Source organism: Flavobacterium sp., from assembly GCF_046155325.1.
Classification (GTDB): domain Bacteria; phylum Bacteroidota; class Bacteroidia; order Flavobacteriales; family Flavobacteriaceae; genus Flavobacterium.
In genome coordinates, this window is sequence record NZ_JBJXDQ010000118.1 from 1 (window position 1) to 18,210 (window position 18,210).

Below are 18,210 nucleotides of genomic sequence, written 5' to 3' on the forward strand. Positions count from 1 at the left end.
AAAAATTCCAAGAAGTGTCCGCCCGGAATATTAATTTAACCGGACAATATCAAGAATTATTAAGAGTTTCACGAAACCAAAATTCTAGTATTGATGGTTTAAATTTGAAAATAAATGATTTGCTGGCAAAACAGGCGGCGGAGATAAAAAACGCAAGAATAGATGCCAATACGACGCAAAGAGCGGTAGTTAAAGGAAAAGTATCGGAAGAAATTGTTGGACTACTCCCCGGATTCCCATATAAAATATCAAATATGAGGTTCTGCTCCGCCCCCGTGGACTTTATTATATTTAACGATTTAGAGAATGAAAATATAACTGAGGTAATTTTTTTAGAAGTAAAAACCGGGCAAGCTGTTTTAAATAAACGACAAAGACAAATAAAACAGGCTATAGATAACAAAAATGTAAAATTTGAAGTATATAGAATAGAAGATATTAATAATACTAATACAGAAAACAATGAATCAAACTAAATATTATCGCGCGGATCAATTAGAATTTTCTTTTTTACAAGAAATGGATAGTGAATATTATTCAGATCGGTCGAATTCTTTAATTGACGATTCAGAATTAGGTTTATACCATCAAATTTTTGAAGATTTAAGAAATGAAGATATTAAAAATAATTCTAATTTAATGAAATTAAACATGGAAAATCCGTGGGATTGATTTTTTAAGAATGGATAAAAATTTTTATTCAGTTTACGTCAGTGCTTTTAATTTAATTCAAAATGAATTTGATTATAAATACCATGTTGATAATTTTTGTGAATTTGTTGGTGATTCCGGGGACGTAACTATTTGTTGTAATAGTTCTATAGACAACACTTTAGAAGAATTAAAAAATCTAACTAAAAAATATAAAAATTTAAATATTATTGAATCCGCCGAATCTTATGATAATCCGGGGCTGGATGGAATTTTAAAAAACATTGCTTTACAGGCGACAAAAAATCCTATTAAGCTAAGTTTTGACATGGACGAAGCAATAAATTTAAATTTAAAAGATTCTATTGATTCTATTTCTGAATATTTTCTAAATAGTAATTATCAAGCGGCTATGTTACCGGTAATTAATATTATAGGTGATAAATACCATTATAAAGATATAAACTTCAAATGGAGAATTCATAAACAGGGATTATTTAGAGGGGTTGTAAATTTCGCTCGGCAAAACGACGGAACACACTCAATAGAATTGTCTGACGGCTGTGAATTAATATCGGCGGACGGAAATTTAGTTTCATCAGTTTATTTAATTGATCCAAGTTTAGATGATAATAAAAAATTATGGGAAATTACAAATAATAATATTCCTTGGATTTGGCATTATGGACTTTTAGATTTTGAAAAGAAAGCCGCGCGAAATAGAAATTTTTGGGCCGAACACTGGAAAGTTGAGTCGGGCCGGGAAGTAGAAGTAGAATTATCCGTCCAAGATTTTGAAAATAAATATAACGGCACGGCTAAATTACATAATTTACCAATAGAATAAAAATTATAGAAATATGAAAGTTTATATAGCTCAAGCAATTTGTAACAAATGTGACGACCCCGGTTCAATGTTGGGCGGGACAAGAGTTTTTGATTCTAAAGAAAAATTAGTTGAGTTTATGAAAACCGTGGATAATGAAGATGAATATACTTATTGGGTGGATTTTGAGAGAGAAGTAGAATAAATATAAAAATGAATAATTTAACGGTTTGTATTTTTGCAACTACCAAAGGCCATTTTGGGATTAAAAATAGATATTATGAAACTATTCACGATCTTGAAAAACATAAAATTGATTTTGCGAAAAAACTCGCTCATATAAAAATATCACCTAATGAAATCGAATTTGGTGAAAAAATGCGCGTGGATTTTGAAGAATTAGGTTACAAAGTATTAACAACCGTGGGCGAATGGTCGCATTTTCATTGTAGCCATCCTATAAATCAATTAAAAGATTTAGGAACTGTTTTACAAGAAATTAATACTCCTTTTTTATTAAATTGGGAGGATGATTTTCTATGTCACGCTAAATCCCATAATTTATATTATTATTTGAAATATGCCATTGATTTATTAGATAATAATCCTAATAAAATATCTCAAGTAAGAATACCGCGTGAGTCTGACGATCTAGATCGTTATCCGACACTAATTCAAGACAAGACTGGTTGGTATAGACAAAATACTATTTTTTCATTTAACCCTTACGTTGCCCTAACCCATAATATAAAAAATATTTATAATTCAATTTGCGCGCAACAAGATTTAATTACTAATTTGATAAAAGAAAATAAATTAAACGCGGAATTAACCTTTACCAATCTAGCCGCGCAGATGTTCGGGCCTTATAGTTTTTATAGTTTTGATAAAAAAGCAATAACTGTTCAACATATTGGCTCAAAACCCGGAGAAGAAGACCAAATTTAATAAATAAAAAGTATATAATTTATCATAAATCCTAAAAACTATGACACCAGAACAAAAAATTGAACTACAAAATACAATTGATCGAGTAAAAACTGGGGGTTGCTCAAGTGTTGAATCACATTCTGTTATTTTTGAAGAATGTATTAACTTTATTAAACCTAAAAATATCCTTGAAATTGGATTTTTCTGTGGCAATTCTAGTTTAATGATGCTAGAGTTATCTAAAAAATATAATTCTAAATTAACGTCGGTCGATCCATTTTTAGATAACGTAACTAATGATTATTTAAATTCGGTGGGTCACCCAGAAGAAATCGGTGGAGATTCTGTTCAATTAGCCGCCGTTGAAAGTGTCCGCGCGAATTATGGAAATAGATTTAAATTTATTCATAAAAGAAGTTTAGCCGCCTCAATTGATGGAGATTTAAATGAAAAATATGATTTAATGTTTTGCGATGGGGATCACTGGAGGCCGGGCATAGATATTGACATTCAGATTGCCTTGGCGTTAAAAATTCCCTATATTCTTTTTGATGATTTTAATAAAGAATTTGATGGGGTTAGACAGGCTTTCGCGCAGGTTCAAAATCGTTTTGCCGCTCTGAAACTTTATACAAAAGAACATGATGGCTCAGACTGCCTTTTCGTCGCAAATTTAGATGTTATAAAAATTCAATAATTTTTGCCGGATAATTAAAATAAAATAATGAATTTACAATTACTAAATATAGATGGGAAAACAATTCTCCCTATAGTTTTATATGGAGACAATCGCGCCGGACGAGAAAATAAAGTCCTACAATATAATCATAAAGTAATGGCTGAAAAATTTGGCCTGCCCATGAATTATTTGAAAATGCCTTTTCCCGGAGTGAGCCACGGGCAATGTATGAATTGGATAATTAATCAAACTATTGATTCTATAAAGCCAGATTTTTACTGGTTTAACGATATAGATTGTATTATACTTAAAAAACAAACTGTTGATATTTTTTTTAATTTAGTAAAAGATAAAATGGGAATTGCGGGTCACTGTCAACAAAGCAACCACAAGAAAAATAAAATAACAAATTCTACAATCCACTGTTTTCCTTCTCAGGCGTTTTTATGGTTTTCTTCGGAATGGTATAATAAAATTGGTCGCCCGAATATGGATCATTATTCAGATGAAAGTGATGATTTTGGCGGAGATACGGCAGAATTATTAGCATACAAAACAAAAGAATCGGGCGGAATAGTTTCTGTCATTTACCCCTCTCATGTAATTGACCCATTTTCCCCTGTAGATTCTGGCCTTTTTTTTGGACGTGGAAATACATTTGGAAATAACTTATTATATCATCAAATGCGAGGGGATTTAGAAATCAGCGAAGATGAATTTATAAATATTTGTAAAAAGGTATTGGCTGGAGAATTTGAAAGTAATTAAATTAAAACTGGTTCAAAAAAATGGAAGATATGTCACCTAAAGAAGATATTACTCAATTCATTAAAATCCTGAAAGAGAAGTATGGATATTTACCTAAATGGAATCATTCCGCACAATTTAATGGTAAAATTTTTTATAACGCTCCATATTTTTCTGACGAAGAATTAATTGAAGGAGTAAATACATTTTTATTCGGGTTGTGGGGTGCGTCGGGCCGAGCGGTTAATGACTTTGAAAAAGAATTTTGCAAAACAGTAAATAATAAATTTGGAGTGATGGTAAATTCGGGAAGTAGTGCAAATTGGTGTGCTATTGCAGCATTAAAAGAATATTATAAATGGGAAGATAATATAACCGAAGGAATTGTATGTTCTTCGTGTTTTCCAGCTACTGCCGCCGCTCTTATTCATAATAATATTAAACCTATCTTTATTGACGCTGAATTAGAAGGTTTGAATATTGATTTAGATTTATTAGAAAGTAAAATTAGTAAAAACACTAAATTTATATTTTTAGCTCCAACTTTAGGTTCCCCGCCAGACATAGATAGATTATTAGAAATATGTCAAAAATATAATCTTATTTTAGCCGGAGATTTTTGTGACTGTCTCGGCTCGACTTGGAACAATAAACAATTAAATGAATATGCAGAAATTTCTACCTGTTCCATGTATGTTTCGCATCATATTACAACTTGTCATGGTGGTATCGTAACATCAAATAATGAAGAATTAATTAGAATTGCGCGAAGTTTTTCTCGATGGGGTCAAGGATGCTATTGCTCTCAAGTGGCTAATTTATCTAAATGTGGGCAATGCGGAATGCGTGAGTCCGCGTGGTTTGAACAAGAACCCGATTTAATTTGGCAACATAATTATTATTACGAAAGAGTTGGACATAATTTACAACCGGCAATGGATATGCAAGGGGCAATTGGTTTAGTTCAATTAAAAAAGTTACCAGAGATTCATCAAAGGCGAAAACAACACAAAGATTTTGTTCAAGGTTTATTTCAGAAATACATTGCGGGTGTTAATTTCCCTAAAAGTTACGATAAAGCTGATGTAAGTTGGTTTGGAACGGGAATAATTTTTAAGGATTACGAACAAAAACGAAAAGTAATTCAATATTTAAACAATAATAATATTCAATATCGTGAAATGTTTACAGGGAATTTATTACTTCATGGAAAGTATGCTAATTATGGACCAAACTATAAAGAATTTCCTGTGTCAAATGAAATAATGCGTCGGGTTATATTTTTGGGTTGTTCGCCCGCGTGGACTCAAGAACATTTAGATCATATCGAAGAAGTTTTAAAAAATTTCAAAAATGAATAATTTAATTGGGGTTTTTGGCGTAGGCTTTATAGGAAGTAAATTCTGCGAAATGTATCCGCGTGATACGGTTCCCATTAAGTCCGGAGATTTTAAACCTAAATCTAATATTATACTTTATTTACGATCTACCGTTGATAATTATGGTTCACCCGAAGAAAATATAGAAGTTAATCTCGTTAATTTAATGAAAGTTTTGCGGAATTTAAAATCCGGGGACAAATTTATATTTATTTCGTCATGGTTTGTCTATAGTCCAAATCTGTCACTCCCGGTTAAAGAAGATGCTCCGACGTGCGCTAGAGGCTATTATAGCGGAAGCAAAGCGTTTGCAGAAAAACTGGTAGAAACATATTGTCAGGCTAATTCAATTAAATATAATATAGTTCGTCTTTCTAATGTTATAGGGCCGGGGGATAAATTTAGTAAGAAGAAAAATGCTTTAACTTGGTTAATTAATGAAATCAAAGCCGGGCGAGATGTTAATCTTTATCACGGTGGAGACGTAATTAGAGATTATTTAGACGTGGAAATAATTTGTAAAGGTATTAAATTTATTATAGACTTTGGCAAGAACGAAGAAATTTATAATTTAGGGTCAGGCGTTGCATATAAAATGATTGATATATTAGAATATGTTAAAGACAAAATCGGATCAAAAAGTGTATTTAGTACAATTGATCCACCGATTTTCCATAATCAAATCCAATCAAAAGATTTTTATTTAGATATAACAAAAATTAACAATCTTGGATTTTTTCCATTCCCTTCAATCTCGGAAACATTAGAAAAAATTCTAGAAGAATTACCAGAAAAAAGTATATAAAATATATTATAAAACTATGACACAAAATTTAAAAAATCTACCTTCTCATGTTGATAATCGCGGCTTAATTCAAGCAATTTTAGAACAATGTAATGTTGGTTCTATTACTTGTATTACATCGGAACCTAATACCGAACGAGCAAATCACTGGCACCGCGATCCAGAAGGTCACACCATTTTAATTACCGAGGGAGAAATTTGGATTTATGAAGTTGACATTAATTCTCTAGAATTAAAAGATCATCAAATTAAAAAAACGGTATTAAAAGTTGGAGACATCCATTGGACCGGGCCGAATGTTGCTCATACTATGTTTTTTCCCGTCAAAAATAGTTTTTATTGTTTTAGCGTTCTTCCGCGCGACCCCGAAAGCTACGAAAAAAATACCGTAAGAATTCCAACATCATTAAAAAGTATTTATGATGCTTCACCTTATATAAATGGATAATATTAAAACAACAAATTCTTGCCGTTTATGTGATTCAACCGACATAATAGAAATATTAAATTTTTCTAATGTTCCTTTAGCCAACAACCTTCGTGACTCCGCCGATTCGACTGGTGAGTTTCGCGCGCCTTTGCGAGTTTTCCAGTGTAAAAATTGTGGTTCACATCAACTATTTGATGAAGTCGCGCCGGACATTTTATTTAAAAATTATAACTATTCCAGTCCGCCGAATTTACAGAAACATTTTGCTGAATACGCTGATACGACAACCAGAGTTTTACCGATTAAAAAGAATGATTTAATTGTCGGAATTGGGGGGAATAATGGATTGTTGGAGGTAGAATATAAAAAACTTGGATTTGATAATATTATAAATATAGAACCGGCGGGGAATATCGCTAAAATTTCAGAAGGGAACGGAATAGAAACTATAAATGAGTTTTTTACTCCAAACTTAGCCGAGCGAATTTATAAATATGATTATGTTAAAGCTAAATTAATTACCTGTAATAATTGTTTCGCTCATATTCCAGATTTGAACGAAATAGTTGAAGGTGTTAAAATATTATTAGACCCACAAGGTTATTTTGTTTTTGAAAATGCTTATTGGCTGAACACTATATTGAATCTAGACGTTGGACAGGTTTATGCTGAACATATTTATTACCACTCTATTAAACCCTTAAAACAATTTTTTAATAAACATGGATTAACTATTGCGGAAGTCGAACTGAATAATGTTCAAATGGGTAGTTTTAGAATTTATGTAACTTGGACTAAAAATTGTGGGTATCAATCTTCGTCAGTAAATAATTTAATCAAACTAGAAGAAGATTTTGGTTTATACAAAGAAGAAACTTATAGCAATTTATTAAATGTTAAATTGCATGAATCACATGTAAATTTGTTAGAACAATTAAGTAGTAATAGACCCGGAAAAATTGCTTTATATGGAGTCCCCGCGAAAATCGTTTTATTGATTCAATATTTTGGATTAGAAAAATATATTGATTATGCCGTCGAGGAATCTAGTTTGAAAGTTGGAAAATTTGTCCCCGGCACAAAAATTGAAATAAAAAGTCGAGAATTTTGGGTTAACGACGATCCGGCAACCACAATTATCGGAGCGTATAATTTTGCCAACGATATCAAAAAGAAGAATTATGATTATTATGGTAAATGGATAATTCCTTTTGAATAAAATGAAAAAGAAAGTTTTAATTACGGGTATATTAGGTTATATTGGAACGGAATTAGTTTCAATTCTAGATTCTGAAAAGAATGATATTATTGGAATAGATAATAATTATATTAACTCTGCTGTTCAAAACCTTGTAGAGAAAAATATTATTTTTCAACAAAAAGATGTTTTTGATTCCGCCGAGTTAATATCTTGGGCTGACTATATCGTTCATACAAGCGGAATTACTAAAGTTCCGGCAGTAAAATCTCAGGAAACCCCAGAAACATCCCATAATATTATAACCAATGGAGAAATAGCCACGCGATTCATTCTTGACAATATGAATGATTCCGCGCGGATTATTTTTCTTTCAACTCATTGCGTATTTGAATCTCTTCCACCAAATTCCGCCAAAATTACCGAGGAAAGTCCAGTTTGTCCCAACCTTTCTTATTCGACAACTAAAGCTAATTCTGAAAAAGATATTGTTAATTCAAAAAAAGATTATTTGATTTTACGTCTTGCTTCAGTTTATGGGTGGTCTAATAATATTAGATGGTCTATTCTCCCAAATTTATTTAGTCGCAAGACCGCATTTAATGAAAATTTAAGTGTGTTCGGCTCAGGATCGCAAATTAAGCCACTCGTCTCAGTTTTTGATTTAGTAAAATTTATCAATTGGAGTCTAAATAATGATTATAAAAACGAAATAGTTCAATTTGTTAACGAACACCGAACAGTTAAAGAGATAGCTGAAATTTGTGCAAGTCTAAATCCTGAAATTTCTATAAATTATACCTCCGACGAAACACCCAACGACGGATATTACGTTTCCAATAAAAAACTTTTAGATACTGGATTTAAATTTGAAAAAACAATTGAAGGTGAGATTTTCGACATGATTTCCCGGTGGAAAAGTATATAAACTTTCATGGTTAATATTTTAGTTTTAAACTACGCTCGGCCTGCCGAAACAGAATTGTGTCTTAAAAGCATTAAGAAAAACTGTCTTTTTGAGCATCAGATTATTTTATTAAATAATGGTTATCATGATCCAGATCAAATTCATGGATTATTTAACATTGGACTAATTGATACTTTAATTAACGAACCTGAAAACTTAGGCGGCGGATTCGGGACAGTTAAATTATTTGAAAATAGTAAATCAGACTACAGTATTTGGATTGAGTGTGATTGTGAAATCGCTGGGTCGATTACTCAAAACGATATTGATAAATGGATTGAAGCTATAGAAACAGAGGAGTTTAGATATAAATGCATAGATTTAACCGGCGGAATTTGCGGTCAAAATATTTATTCAGGCCGGTCATTCTTTATTAACACAGAATTTTATAACTCAATAGATAAATTTGAAATAGATAAAGATGGTAATAAAGTTTATGGCGGGCCGGGGCCATTTAATCATGTTAAATATCTAGAACAATTTATTCAAGAATTTTTTAAAAAAAATAATTATAATGTTGCTCATATTTCTATGATTAAAGATAATGGTTATTCTTCCGTTAGAGAAAATCCCGACAGTTCACAATACATTCACCAGCCAGATCGAAAAGGTTTAAAAGTATTAAAATACCCAACAGAAAAATATATTTATCCTAAATGGTCAGATAATGAATGGAACAAAATACTCAACGGTGAAATATGGCAGGACTGGGATATTCCAGAAAATGAAAAAAAAGATTCTTTTATTGTATCTCATTGGCATAAATAAGTATATAATTCATATATGAACAATAAATTAGAACTAATTATAGTAGCATTTGATTATTTAGATATTTTATCTACTACCCTACCTAAAAATCTAGCAATAGCAGATCATGTAGTTATTTTAACAAAAGAAAACGATCCGGTAGTTGAGTATTGTAAAAGTTTAAAATCCGATAAATTAACTTGCATTACAACCGATGCTTTTAACCATAACGGGGCGGAAATGAACAAAGGCTTGGCTATAAATGTTGGTTTGCAAAATTTATTCTTTAAAGATTGGGTATTATTGTTAGATTCTGATTGCATTCTTCCGGCGGACTTTAAAGAAAAAGTAATTTTGTCTAATTTGGACAAAGAAAATATGTATGGGTGCCGTCGATTTAATATCGAAAGCGAAGAAGAGTGGTTAAAGATAGAAAATAATCCAGACGAAGTAAAAAATAGTTGCCTATATAGAGGATTTTGTTATGGATTTTTTCAATTAGTTAATTATAATTCATCAACTTATCAAAGATTATTAAAAAATAACCACGGAGTATCTAACCTACCCTATCCCTATTGGATTACCGGAAACCATAGTATTGATTGGTTATTTAGCAATGAGTGGGGCGGACAAATGGTTTATAACCCGCCGCTGGAAAAGTTTCCAGACGATCATTATAAAGAAAGTAATGATACGGCTACAGGTCTTTTAAAAGAATTACCTATAAATTGCATACATTTAGATTTTTATAAAAAACAAGACAATAAAGTATATAAAATTAATAACAAAACTAATAAAATGAATTATAAAGAAATAGAAGGATGGTTTTCGTGGGAACCCGTAGCCGACGAATTTGTAGAAAAAAGTCAACAAGACGGAACTGTAATTGTTGAATTAGGCGCGTGGATGGGAAAATCCACAGCTTATCAAGCACAAAAAATTAAAGAGTCCGGTAAAAACATAAAATTTTATACCGTTGATACTTTTAAAGGAGCCGAAAACGAACCTGTTCACGTCGATACAATTCAAAAAAATGGCGGTTCAATTTTTCACATTTTCCAAGATAATATGGTTAAGTGTGACATAGAAAATTATGTAATTCCGTTAGAAATGACTAGCGCAGAAGCATCCGCCCGATTTGAAGACTCTTCAATTGATTTTCTTTTTGTGGATGCCGGACACCGTTACGAAGATGTTATTTCTGACTTAAATTTTTGGTATAAAAAAGTTAAAATTGGTGGAATCATCGCTGGACACGATGCCGAACACCCTCCGGTTGGACAAGCGTTAAAAGAATTTTTTGGTGAATATGATTTTGAAGAGTATAAAAAAGAAATTCAAAATAATAATGAAAAACCTCATAAAATTCAACTAAAATGTGGCTTCGGAGTCTGGTATTTCCCAAAAAACTAAATAATAATTACTAAATGAATAACTTCCAAGATTTAAAAAATTATATTCAAGAGAATTCTAATTTAATTAGTCGTACAAAATCAATGCTTCTAGCCGTAGATATTATTGAGAAAAGATTTTCTGGACAGTCTATTAATATTGTTGAAACAGGAACACAAAGAACAGATTCTCATGGTGGAGACGGATGTAGTACATCTGTTTGGGCTAGAATTGTCAAATTACTTCCCGGCTCACATTTATGGACGGTTGATCTTAACGCCGAGAATATTGAAAATTGTAAAGTTTTTACCAAAGATTTTTCTGAAAATATAACTTACGTTGTTGGAGACTCTGTAGAATTTTTACAAAGATTTGATAAACCAATTCACTTTTTATATTTAGATAGTTATGACACCGGGTACGACGCAGAAATGCGACTAGCTTGTCAACACCAATTAAAAGAAGCTGAATCTTCAATTGATAAACTATTAGAAAATTCAATAATTTTATCAGACGATGCGCCAGATTTAGTTTCTGGAAAAGTGGCTTATTCTGTTCCATTTTTATTAGAAAAAGGTTTTAAAGTTTTATGGAATAACGTGGAATTAGGTCAGGTTGCACTTTCAAAAATAGAATAAAAATATGGGATCACTTAAATTTTTTGACTTAAACGATATTGTAGAAAAATATCAAACTTCTATATTTGTTGAAACTGGTCTTGGGTGGGGGCATGGCGTTCAATTCGCGCGGACTTTTAATTTTGAAAAATTATACTCTATTGAATTAGTTAAAGAAGTAATTGATCAATATCGCAAAACTTATCCGCCCGACTCTAAAATTCAAATTTTACAAGGGGACAGTTTAACTGGTTTAAATCATATTCTACCTGATATTAAAGAAAATATTTGTTTTTGGCTGGATGCACATTTCCCGGCCAGTGATGTATTTGGAATACCATTTGATTCTTGCGAGGACGAAAACCTAAGACTACCTTTATGGGAAGAACTTAATTTGATTAAAAAACTAAGGCCGAACAATAAAGATGTATTTTTAATGGACGATGCCATGATTTTTTCTGAAACGGAAGTATTTCCAGATAATCATTGTAAATTATCCGCCGCGATTCAACCCAAACTCCATATAAATTATTTAGATAAAATTAAGAACTTTTTCAATGAAACCCATAATTCAGAATTATTTTATAAAGAATCTGGATATATAATTTTTACCCCTAAACCCTAAATATAAATATGAATAAATTTTTAATAATTCAATGTTTTGATGATGGAGAGCATCAAGGTCCACCGTTCAAAGAACTGTCTGAAATAACTTCAAAGTCTTTAATCGAGTATTGTAATTTACATAAATATTATTATGCAATTCAGTCGGATGGTTTAGATAAAACAAGACATTCTTCTTGGAGTAAAGTCTTTTTAACTAGAAAATATCTTGCTGACTACGATTGGGTTTGGTGTTTGGACGTTGATACGATGATAATGAATCAAAATATCAAGTTAGAAGATATTGTGGATGAAAATTATGATGTTATAATGACATGCTATCAAGGAAATATTGACGGTTTAAATACTGGTTCAATTATCTATAAAAATACTCCGTGGACTCATGAGTTATTAAAAGAAATTTATGACGATTCAAAATATCCAATCGGCGGACCAAACGTATTTTTTGAACAAAGCGCAATAATTCAATATTATAAAAATAACCCAGATCAACAACATCATTTTAAAATCGAGCATGTGAGAAAGTTTAATTCACACTTTCATCTAGGTATGAGAAGTTTAGGGTATAATTTTGAGTATGGAGATTTCGTTCTACATACTCCGGGGTCTAGTAACGATTATCGAGTTCCAGCTTTTAAAAAATTACAAGACTGGATAATTAAGCCGGGTCAGCCAATTCGTGAGGAATTTAATGTGGAAATGCACGGCTAGAATTAATAAATATGAATAATTATATTCAAAATTCAAATTTTACACGCAGAATGGTTTCCGGGGACATCCTCTTTTATCGTTGAATTATTAAAAGATATTAATTATTTTATGTATAATGAAAATACTCTAGAAAGAATTACCGTAAATTCTCCGTGGACTCAAGATATTGTTTTAGTTCCGTCTGATAAAATTAATGACTATAATTTAAATTAAATGAAAAAAGCGATTGGGTTTAATGCTGGACAATATGGCGATTTGATAATTTCTACCGCCGCTGCTAAAGTTTTTAAAGAGAGATTTCCTGATTCTGAGTTGACCCTTGGTATTTCAAAAAATTTTTCTGAAATATCCCCACTTTTTTATAATCATTTATATTTTGATAATATACATATTTGGGAGGGGTACAATAATTGGCCTTCAGATATAGATAAAAAATATCTTGAGTTTAAGAAATATGATATTGTTTTTAATGCGATGCCCCAACATACTAGAAACGATTGGTATAATTACCATCATTTTACCCAAGAGATTTGTTTATCGCACGGGTTTGAGCCAACTGAAAATCTCCAATGTAATTTAACTAAATGGTTTGATACTATTCCCGGATACGAAAATTATATTGCTTTAAGTGTTTTTCCGGGTTATGGAGCAAGTAATGGGCGGACGTTTTCGGTAGAAAAACTTAATGAATTAGTTGATAATATTCACAAACTAGGATATAAAACAATTTTAATAGGAACGGATAAAGAGCCCAAATTAAATAATACAGAAACAACAAATACTACATTTTTTAATTCGGTCAAAACCATGTTGTCATGTAAAATGTTAATTACCGCAGACACCGCTATGTCATGGGTTGCGTCAGCTTATAATTTTCCAACGATAGGTTATTATACAAGAAATTATATTGATATGAAAATTGATAGAATTTGTAGTCATATTCCCGTGAATCCGCATGGTCAATATATCTCGGCGGACAAAATAACAGATATTCCAATTGAAAAAATAATCGAATTAATAAAAAATAGTTAAAATTATGAATAAATACATGCAAATAGTTCACAGGGAAGACATCTATCAAGACTTTAAAGACCTATATGATTATGAAACCGATACAAACAATCTTGATCGTTCAATTGAACAAATTCTTGGAAATTATAAAGAAAAAGAAGTTTTAATTATTGAAGTTGGCTCATGGAAAGGTTCCTCCGCGATTTCAATGGCGAAATATTTTTTAAATAAAAACATAATTCCTACGATTTTTTGCATAGATACTTGGAATGGTTCAACTTATCATAGATTTTATGACGGGGCATTTCCATCTTTAAAATGTAAAAATGGATTTCCAACATTGTATCCAAGATTTATTTCTAATATTATCCATGCAAATTTACAAGAATACATTATTCCGGTCCCTCATTCCAGCCACGATGCCGCGCGATATTTGAAAAAATTAAATATTTCTGCAGATTTTTGTTATATTGATGCTTGTCACGAATACGATGAAGTTTTAGATGATATTAAAAGTTATTGGGATTTAGTTAAGCCCGGTGGGACAATGTTGGGTGACGACCACGATGCGGGATGGCTAGGTGTTGTAGGTGCAGTTAGTACGTTTGTAACGTCTAAGTCTCTTCAAGACAAATTTGAACTACATAATTCAGAATGGGTAATTAGAAAAAGTATATAGTATTATCAAATAATTTATGAATAAAGTTTTTTTATGCGGAAATCCTCATACTGACTGGAAACCGGCCATGCTGCCGCGCATTATGCATGGTTTTTGGGAAAACGACTGGATTCAGACCGATTACCCAAATGACAGCGAATTTATTTATTCTAACGACCCTGATAGTTATAAACAATTTCTAGAGTTAGCAGATTTATATCCCAACAAAGTAAAAATTGTTAATATTTTGGATTTGCCAGATTTCCTGCCTGACTTTCCAGAAATTTTAGAACGATACAAAAAAGTTATAGATAAAGCCGATATTGTAACAAGTATTTCTGAATTTGTGTCCGGGCAGGTTAAAAAATATTATAATATTGATTCTCCGGTGATATATCAACCAGCAAAAAACATTAAAGTTTCAGAAGTTACCTTACAAGAATCAAATAATAAATTAAAATTTTTGGCAGTGGGAAGATTAAATAGTCCAAACAAGCGTAGCTTTTTAATAAAAAATTTAATAGAGAAATATTATAATGAAAATCAGTTACTTTCTATTGGTAGCGAATATATGGGGTATGGAAAATTCGGAGGCAGCGTTGATGATAAATGGTTAAATATTTACTATAATAGCGCAGATTTTATATTGTCTCCCAGTTCGTTTGGCGGAATCGAATTATCAATTATTGAATCCTTTTTGGCAAAAAAACCAGTGATAGTTTGCTCCGATTGCGAGTGTTCAATGGAGTTTGCGCCTGAATTTGCCTCAAAAGAAGCTACGGCGGAGAGCATGTTTGAAAAAATTCAAGACATTCAAAATAACCGCGATTATTATAATGATATTATTAACAAATATCATAATCAATATAAAATACAATTTAGTTCTCATCAGGTTGTTAAAAATATTATTAAAATATATAATGATTATATAGAAAAAGTTTAAAAAATGAAAAGATTTATAATCAAAGACAATTATTTAACCCAATCTTTTGATATTATAGATACACAAAAATTTCTAGACAAAAATGATCCTGATAAACATAAAATTATTATTGGTAAAATATTTAGCAAAAAATGGGCGGAATGGATTTGTTTATCTATGAATAAATTTTTTAATAAGTAGTTTTAAAATAATAAAAAATATGAAAATTGGATTAGTCATCGCGGCTTTTAATTCCGCCGAAAATATTGAAAGGGCGATAGAATCCTTCCTAGCATTAAAAAACGATTGTAACCTTGTTTTAAGCGCGTTTCACGCGGTATTTGAGGAATATTCATCGTTTGGTGTGTCCGCCGGTTCGGATATTGAAACAATTGAAATACTCAAAACTCTAAAAAACGAAAACAAATTAAATTATTTAAATATTTCAGAAATTCCTTTAAGTGAAGCTGCCGCGCGGACACTTGCCCTAGAACCTCTTTTGAAAGAAAATGTTGATTATGTTTGGATTTTAGACGCACAAGATGAAATCTATACAAAAAATGAAATAAAAAACATTATTGATTATATTAAAAAAAACCAAGATGTTTCTGTTTTTAAAATTTGTTTTCAAAATCATGTTATCGAAGAAAATACTGTACTAAAAGAGGCGTTTATTCCCAATAGAATCTGGAAAGTAAAAAATCCGCCATTTATATTAAAAAGTTTTAATTGGGATAACGATTGTGTCTATCAAAACGGGGAACAATTAGCTAGTGATAAGTTTTTTAGGTCTAAAACCATCCCTCAAAATCAAGTTTTCGTTAAACATTTAAGTTGGGTAGGATCAAAAGAAAGGTTAATTTCAAAAATTAATTATCAAAATCTACATTTTGGAGAGAAAGTCGGCGGATTCGGTTGCGGTTATCGGTGGAATTATGGAGAAGATAAGTTGGAATTTAATCCTAACTATTTTGCATCGGTAAAACAACAAATTCCAGAAACTAAAATTTTAGTATCTTGTATAGAAAATTAAATTAAATGGCCGGATTTACTAAAAAAAGTATATAATTTTATATAAATATGAATAATTTAGATAATCATTTTGATAATTTCGCCCAAGAGTATTGGTTTAGTTTTATTTCAAGTTCTATTCCCCAAGATTTACATAATTTATACAAAGATGATATTGGAAAAATAAAATCTGGTTTTTCGGCGGGAATTGATGCAACCCTTTTATTTTACAAAGATCAAATTAAATCGTCGGACAAAACTAAAAATGACCGATAAAGATTTTGATTTAAAAAGATTAGAAATAACAAAAATTTTTTTGGAAACAGGGGAAACCTTGAATTTAGAAGATTTAAATTTATCTATAAATTCCTCAACGCCGGGGATTTACCATGTTTTTTCCAATCAAAATAATGGAGTTAAAAAATTTGAATATTCTATTTCTGATTTAAAATTAAAAGAATTGGTTAATACTTTTGATATTAAAACAATTAAAAGATTTTTTGTTTACGATAAATTATATAGATTGAGAAATAAATGGATAAATAAAAATCAATTTAATCCGGCGGATTTTGAACAAAGTCGTTAGTATTTATATTTAATATCCAACAGCGTCCATCCTTTAGCAGATTGTATCTCTCCGTTTATTATTGAGTAAACGCTTTCTGACGAGATCATTGGATTAACCGAGGAAACAAACTGTATTGTTTTTGGATTTTTGCTAGATATTACCTCCCCCGAAGTATGAACCAAAGATAAAAATATAATTCTTTTTGGTTTGTTGTAACCAGACAAATCTCTGCCCGGAACAGTATAGTCCATATATTGTTTAATATCTCCGCGAATCATAGTATAAAAATTATTTAAATCTAGTTTATTATTTCTGCAAAATTCACTAATATTTTTTATTTCTAAAATTTTCTCATTTTTAATATCTAAAACTTGTATTCGTTTCCCAAGATTTTCTATTTTTCTCTTCTTTTCTATTCTCTTTTCAAGAGGCAATTTCCACCCGCGATATTCCGCCGTTTTACCATTTATTAAATCGTAAAAACCTTTCCTATCAAGCGGCGGATTCTCCTTACAGTACTTATAAATACTATTTATAATAACTATTTCCCCATTTGGATTTTCTAATTCTATATCTTTGTAAATTAAACCATTATTTTTTTGTTGTTTACTAAGTATTGTGTTTTTTAGTTTAAAGTCCATAGAAACGTCTACCTGTCCTCTCAAAACAGATAACAATAATCTTTTTCTCAAGTGGTGAGACGAACAGAAGTTGTCAATTTCACCTCTTTTAATTAGATATATTTTACCATCTTTGATATTTTCTACTTCCCATTGTTCATTTGGATTAATAATTAACTTAATATCTGTCCCTTTCAAAGCAAATCCATTAGAAGATGTATTTATACCGCTCACCATATTGAGCATTGCACTATAATTTAAATTATTATTATGACAAAACTGCGATAAATTATTTATTCTAAACTCATTACCAAACGAGTCAACTAAATCATATTCTTTGCTCAGCCATTCGTTTATATATTTTCTTTTACCCCCCGGTAACTTATTGTAACCTTTCGGGGATAGTGTTTGATATTGCTTAATATAAAATTCTTCCAACGCTGAAAGCTCGTCGCGGCAATCTATATTTTTGTGTAAAATAGTTATTGCAAAATTTTCAACTCCATATTTTATAACATCTTTCTTCAAAAGATTGTTGTGAGTTGTAGTCCACCAAGAACCATTGTATCTCGACTGGAAATCCCATATCGTTTGACCAATATAACCCTTTTTTAAAATAAGATTAGTAATTAAATAAATTTCCATATCTCTTATTTACACTTTTTTTCATTTAAATTGACAAAGAGTGGTAATTTTTATTAAAAAAAGTGTAAATAA

25 protein-coding genes are annotated in these 18,210 nt (G+C 30.8%); 24 read left to right on the forward strand and 1 reads right to left on the reverse strand.

Going from position 1 to position 18,210, the window contains the following annotated elements:
* The 24 genes from ACKVOD_RS08040 to ACKVOD_RS08155 all read left to right on the forward strand — a co-directional run.
* Positions 1-476 (forward strand): Holliday junction resolvase-like protein (locus ACKVOD_RS08040; protein WP_409208954.1); only part of this gene is annotated, 476 nt, incomplete at its 5' end.
* Positions 463-672 (forward strand): hypothetical protein, encoded by a 210-nt coding sequence (locus tag ACKVOD_RS08045; protein ID WP_409208955.1) that lies wholly within the window; start codon positions 463-465, stop codon positions 670-672. The genes ACKVOD_RS08040 and ACKVOD_RS08045, both read left to right, overlap by 14 nt.
* 10 nt (positions 673-682) lie before the next feature.
* Complete coding sequence (locus tag ACKVOD_RS08050) at positions 683-1,498, forward strand: hypothetical protein (RefSeq protein WP_409208956.1); 816 nt, start codon at positions 683-685, stop codon at positions 1,496-1,498.
* 13 nt (positions 1,499-1,511) lie between these two features.
* Positions 1,512-1,682, forward strand: coding sequence for a hypothetical protein (locus ACKVOD_RS08055; RefSeq protein ID WP_409208957.1), 171 nt, complete (start codon positions 1,512-1,514; stop codon positions 1,680-1,682).
* 8 nt (positions 1,683-1,690) lie between these two features.
* Positions 1,691-2,425, forward strand: coding sequence for a hypothetical protein (locus tag ACKVOD_RS08060; RefSeq protein WP_409208958.1), 735 nt, complete (start codon positions 1,691-1,693; stop codon positions 2,423-2,425).
* A 40-nt stretch (positions 2,426-2,465) separates the two neighbouring features.
* A complete protein-coding gene (locus tag ACKVOD_RS08065) occupies positions 2,466-3,104 on the forward strand; it encodes a class I SAM-dependent methyltransferase (RefSeq protein WP_409208959.1) in 639 nt (212 codons plus the stop codon).
* 27 nt (positions 3,105-3,131) lie between these two features.
* Positions 3,132-3,854 carry a hypothetical protein gene (locus ACKVOD_RS08070; RefSeq protein ID WP_409208960.1) on the forward strand — a complete coding sequence of 241 codons (723 nt, stop codon included), beginning with the start codon at positions 3,132-3,134 and terminating at the stop codon, positions 3,852-3,854.
* A gap of 20 nt (positions 3,855-3,874) precedes the next feature.
* Positions 3,875-5,194, forward strand: coding sequence for a DegT/DnrJ/EryC1/StrS family aminotransferase (locus tag ACKVOD_RS08075; RefSeq protein ID WP_409208961.1), 1,320 nt, complete (start codon positions 3,875-3,877; stop codon positions 5,192-5,194).
* Positions 5,187-6,017, forward strand: coding sequence for an NAD-dependent epimerase/dehydratase family protein (locus ACKVOD_RS08080; protein ID WP_409208962.1), 831 nt, complete (start codon positions 5,187-5,189; stop codon positions 6,015-6,017). Before ACKVOD_RS08075 ends, ACKVOD_RS08080 begins: the two co-directional genes overlap by 8 nt.
* A 16-nt stretch (positions 6,018-6,033) precedes the next feature.
* Positions 6,034-6,465, forward strand: a complete 432-nt coding sequence (locus ACKVOD_RS08085) for a hypothetical protein (RefSeq protein ID WP_409208963.1) — start codon at positions 6,034-6,036, stop codon at positions 6,463-6,465.
* Positions 6,458-7,666 carry a class I SAM-dependent methyltransferase gene (locus ACKVOD_RS08090; RefSeq protein ID WP_409208964.1) on the forward strand — a complete coding sequence of 403 codons (1,209 nt, stop codon included), beginning with the start codon at positions 6,458-6,460 and terminating at the stop codon, positions 7,664-7,666. The genes ACKVOD_RS08085 and ACKVOD_RS08090 overlap by 8 nt, the downstream gene beginning before the upstream one ends.
* A 1-nt stretch (position 7,667) precedes the next feature.
* The gene (locus ACKVOD_RS08095; RefSeq protein WP_409208965.1) at positions 7,668-8,573 is read left to right on the forward strand and encodes an NAD-dependent epimerase/dehydratase family protein; all 906 of its coding nucleotides are present in this window, start codon (positions 7,668-7,670) and stop codon (positions 8,571-8,573) included.
* A gap of 6 nt (positions 8,574-8,579) precedes the next feature.
* Entirely contained in the window at positions 8,580-9,380 is an 801-nt protein-coding gene (locus ACKVOD_RS08100) for a glycosyltransferase family 2 protein (RefSeq protein WP_409208966.1), read from the forward strand.
* A gap of 15 nt (positions 9,381-9,395) precedes the next feature.
* Positions 9,396-10,772, forward strand: a complete 1,377-nt coding sequence (locus ACKVOD_RS08105; protein ID WP_409208967.1) for a class I SAM-dependent methyltransferase — start codon at positions 9,396-9,398, stop codon at positions 10,770-10,772.
* Positions 10,773-10,786: 14 nt separating this feature from the next.
* Positions 10,787-11,389, forward strand: a complete 603-nt coding sequence (locus ACKVOD_RS08110; RefSeq protein WP_409208968.1) for a class I SAM-dependent methyltransferase — start codon at positions 10,787-10,789, stop codon at positions 11,387-11,389.
* Between the two features lie 4 nt (positions 11,390-11,393).
* A complete protein-coding gene (locus ACKVOD_RS08115; RefSeq protein WP_409208969.1) occupies positions 11,394-11,993 on the forward strand; it encodes a hypothetical protein in 600 nt (199 codons plus the stop codon).
* An 8-nt stretch (positions 11,994-12,001) separates the two neighbouring features.
* Positions 12,002-12,703, forward strand: coding sequence for a DUF273 domain-containing protein (locus tag ACKVOD_RS08120; protein ID WP_409208970.1), 702 nt, complete (start codon positions 12,002-12,004; stop codon positions 12,701-12,703).
* Positions 12,704-12,916: 213 nt separating this feature from the next.
* On the forward strand, positions 12,917-13,735 hold the full coding sequence (locus ACKVOD_RS08125; RefSeq protein WP_409208971.1) for a hypothetical protein: 819 nt from the start codon (positions 12,917-12,919) through the stop codon (positions 13,733-13,735).
* 4 nt (positions 13,736-13,739) lie between these two features.
* Positions 13,740-14,393 carry a class I SAM-dependent methyltransferase gene (locus ACKVOD_RS08130; protein ID WP_409208972.1) on the forward strand — a complete coding sequence of 218 codons (654 nt, stop codon included), beginning with the start codon at positions 13,740-13,742 and terminating at the stop codon, positions 14,391-14,393.
* Between the two features lie 16 nt (positions 14,394-14,409).
* Positions 14,410-15,315: a hypothetical protein gene (locus tag ACKVOD_RS08135; RefSeq protein ID WP_409208973.1), complete on the forward strand. Its 906-nt coding sequence runs from the start codon at positions 14,410-14,412 to the stop codon at positions 15,313-15,315.
* A 3-nt stretch (positions 15,316-15,318) separates the two neighbouring features.
* Positions 15,319-15,495 (forward strand): hypothetical protein, encoded by a 177-nt coding sequence (locus tag ACKVOD_RS08140; protein WP_409208974.1) that lies wholly within the window; start codon positions 15,319-15,321, stop codon positions 15,493-15,495.
* Positions 15,496-15,514: 19 nt separating this feature from the next.
* A complete protein-coding gene (locus ACKVOD_RS08145) occupies positions 15,515-16,327 on the forward strand; it encodes a glycosyltransferase family A protein (RefSeq protein ID WP_409208975.1) in 813 nt (270 codons plus the stop codon).
* A gap of 47 nt (positions 16,328-16,374) precedes the next feature.
* Positions 16,375-16,581 (forward strand): hypothetical protein, encoded by a 207-nt coding sequence (locus tag ACKVOD_RS08150; protein WP_409208976.1) that lies wholly within the window; start codon positions 16,375-16,377, stop codon positions 16,579-16,581.
* Complete coding sequence (locus ACKVOD_RS08155) at positions 16,571-16,891, forward strand: hypothetical protein (RefSeq protein ID WP_409208977.1); 321 nt, start codon at positions 16,571-16,573, stop codon at positions 16,889-16,891. The genes ACKVOD_RS08150 and ACKVOD_RS08155 overlap by 11 nt, the downstream gene beginning before the upstream one ends.
* Here the strand turns inward: ACKVOD_RS08155 and ACKVOD_RS08160 are convergent.
* Complete coding sequence (locus ACKVOD_RS08160) at positions 16,888-18,138, reverse strand: GIY-YIG nuclease family protein (protein ID WP_409208978.1); 1,251 nt, start codon at positions 18,136-18,138, stop codon at positions 16,888-16,890. The two genes, ACKVOD_RS08155 and ACKVOD_RS08160, sit on opposite strands and share 4 nt — an antisense overlap.
* Between the last annotated feature and the right edge of the window lie 72 nt (positions 18,139-18,210).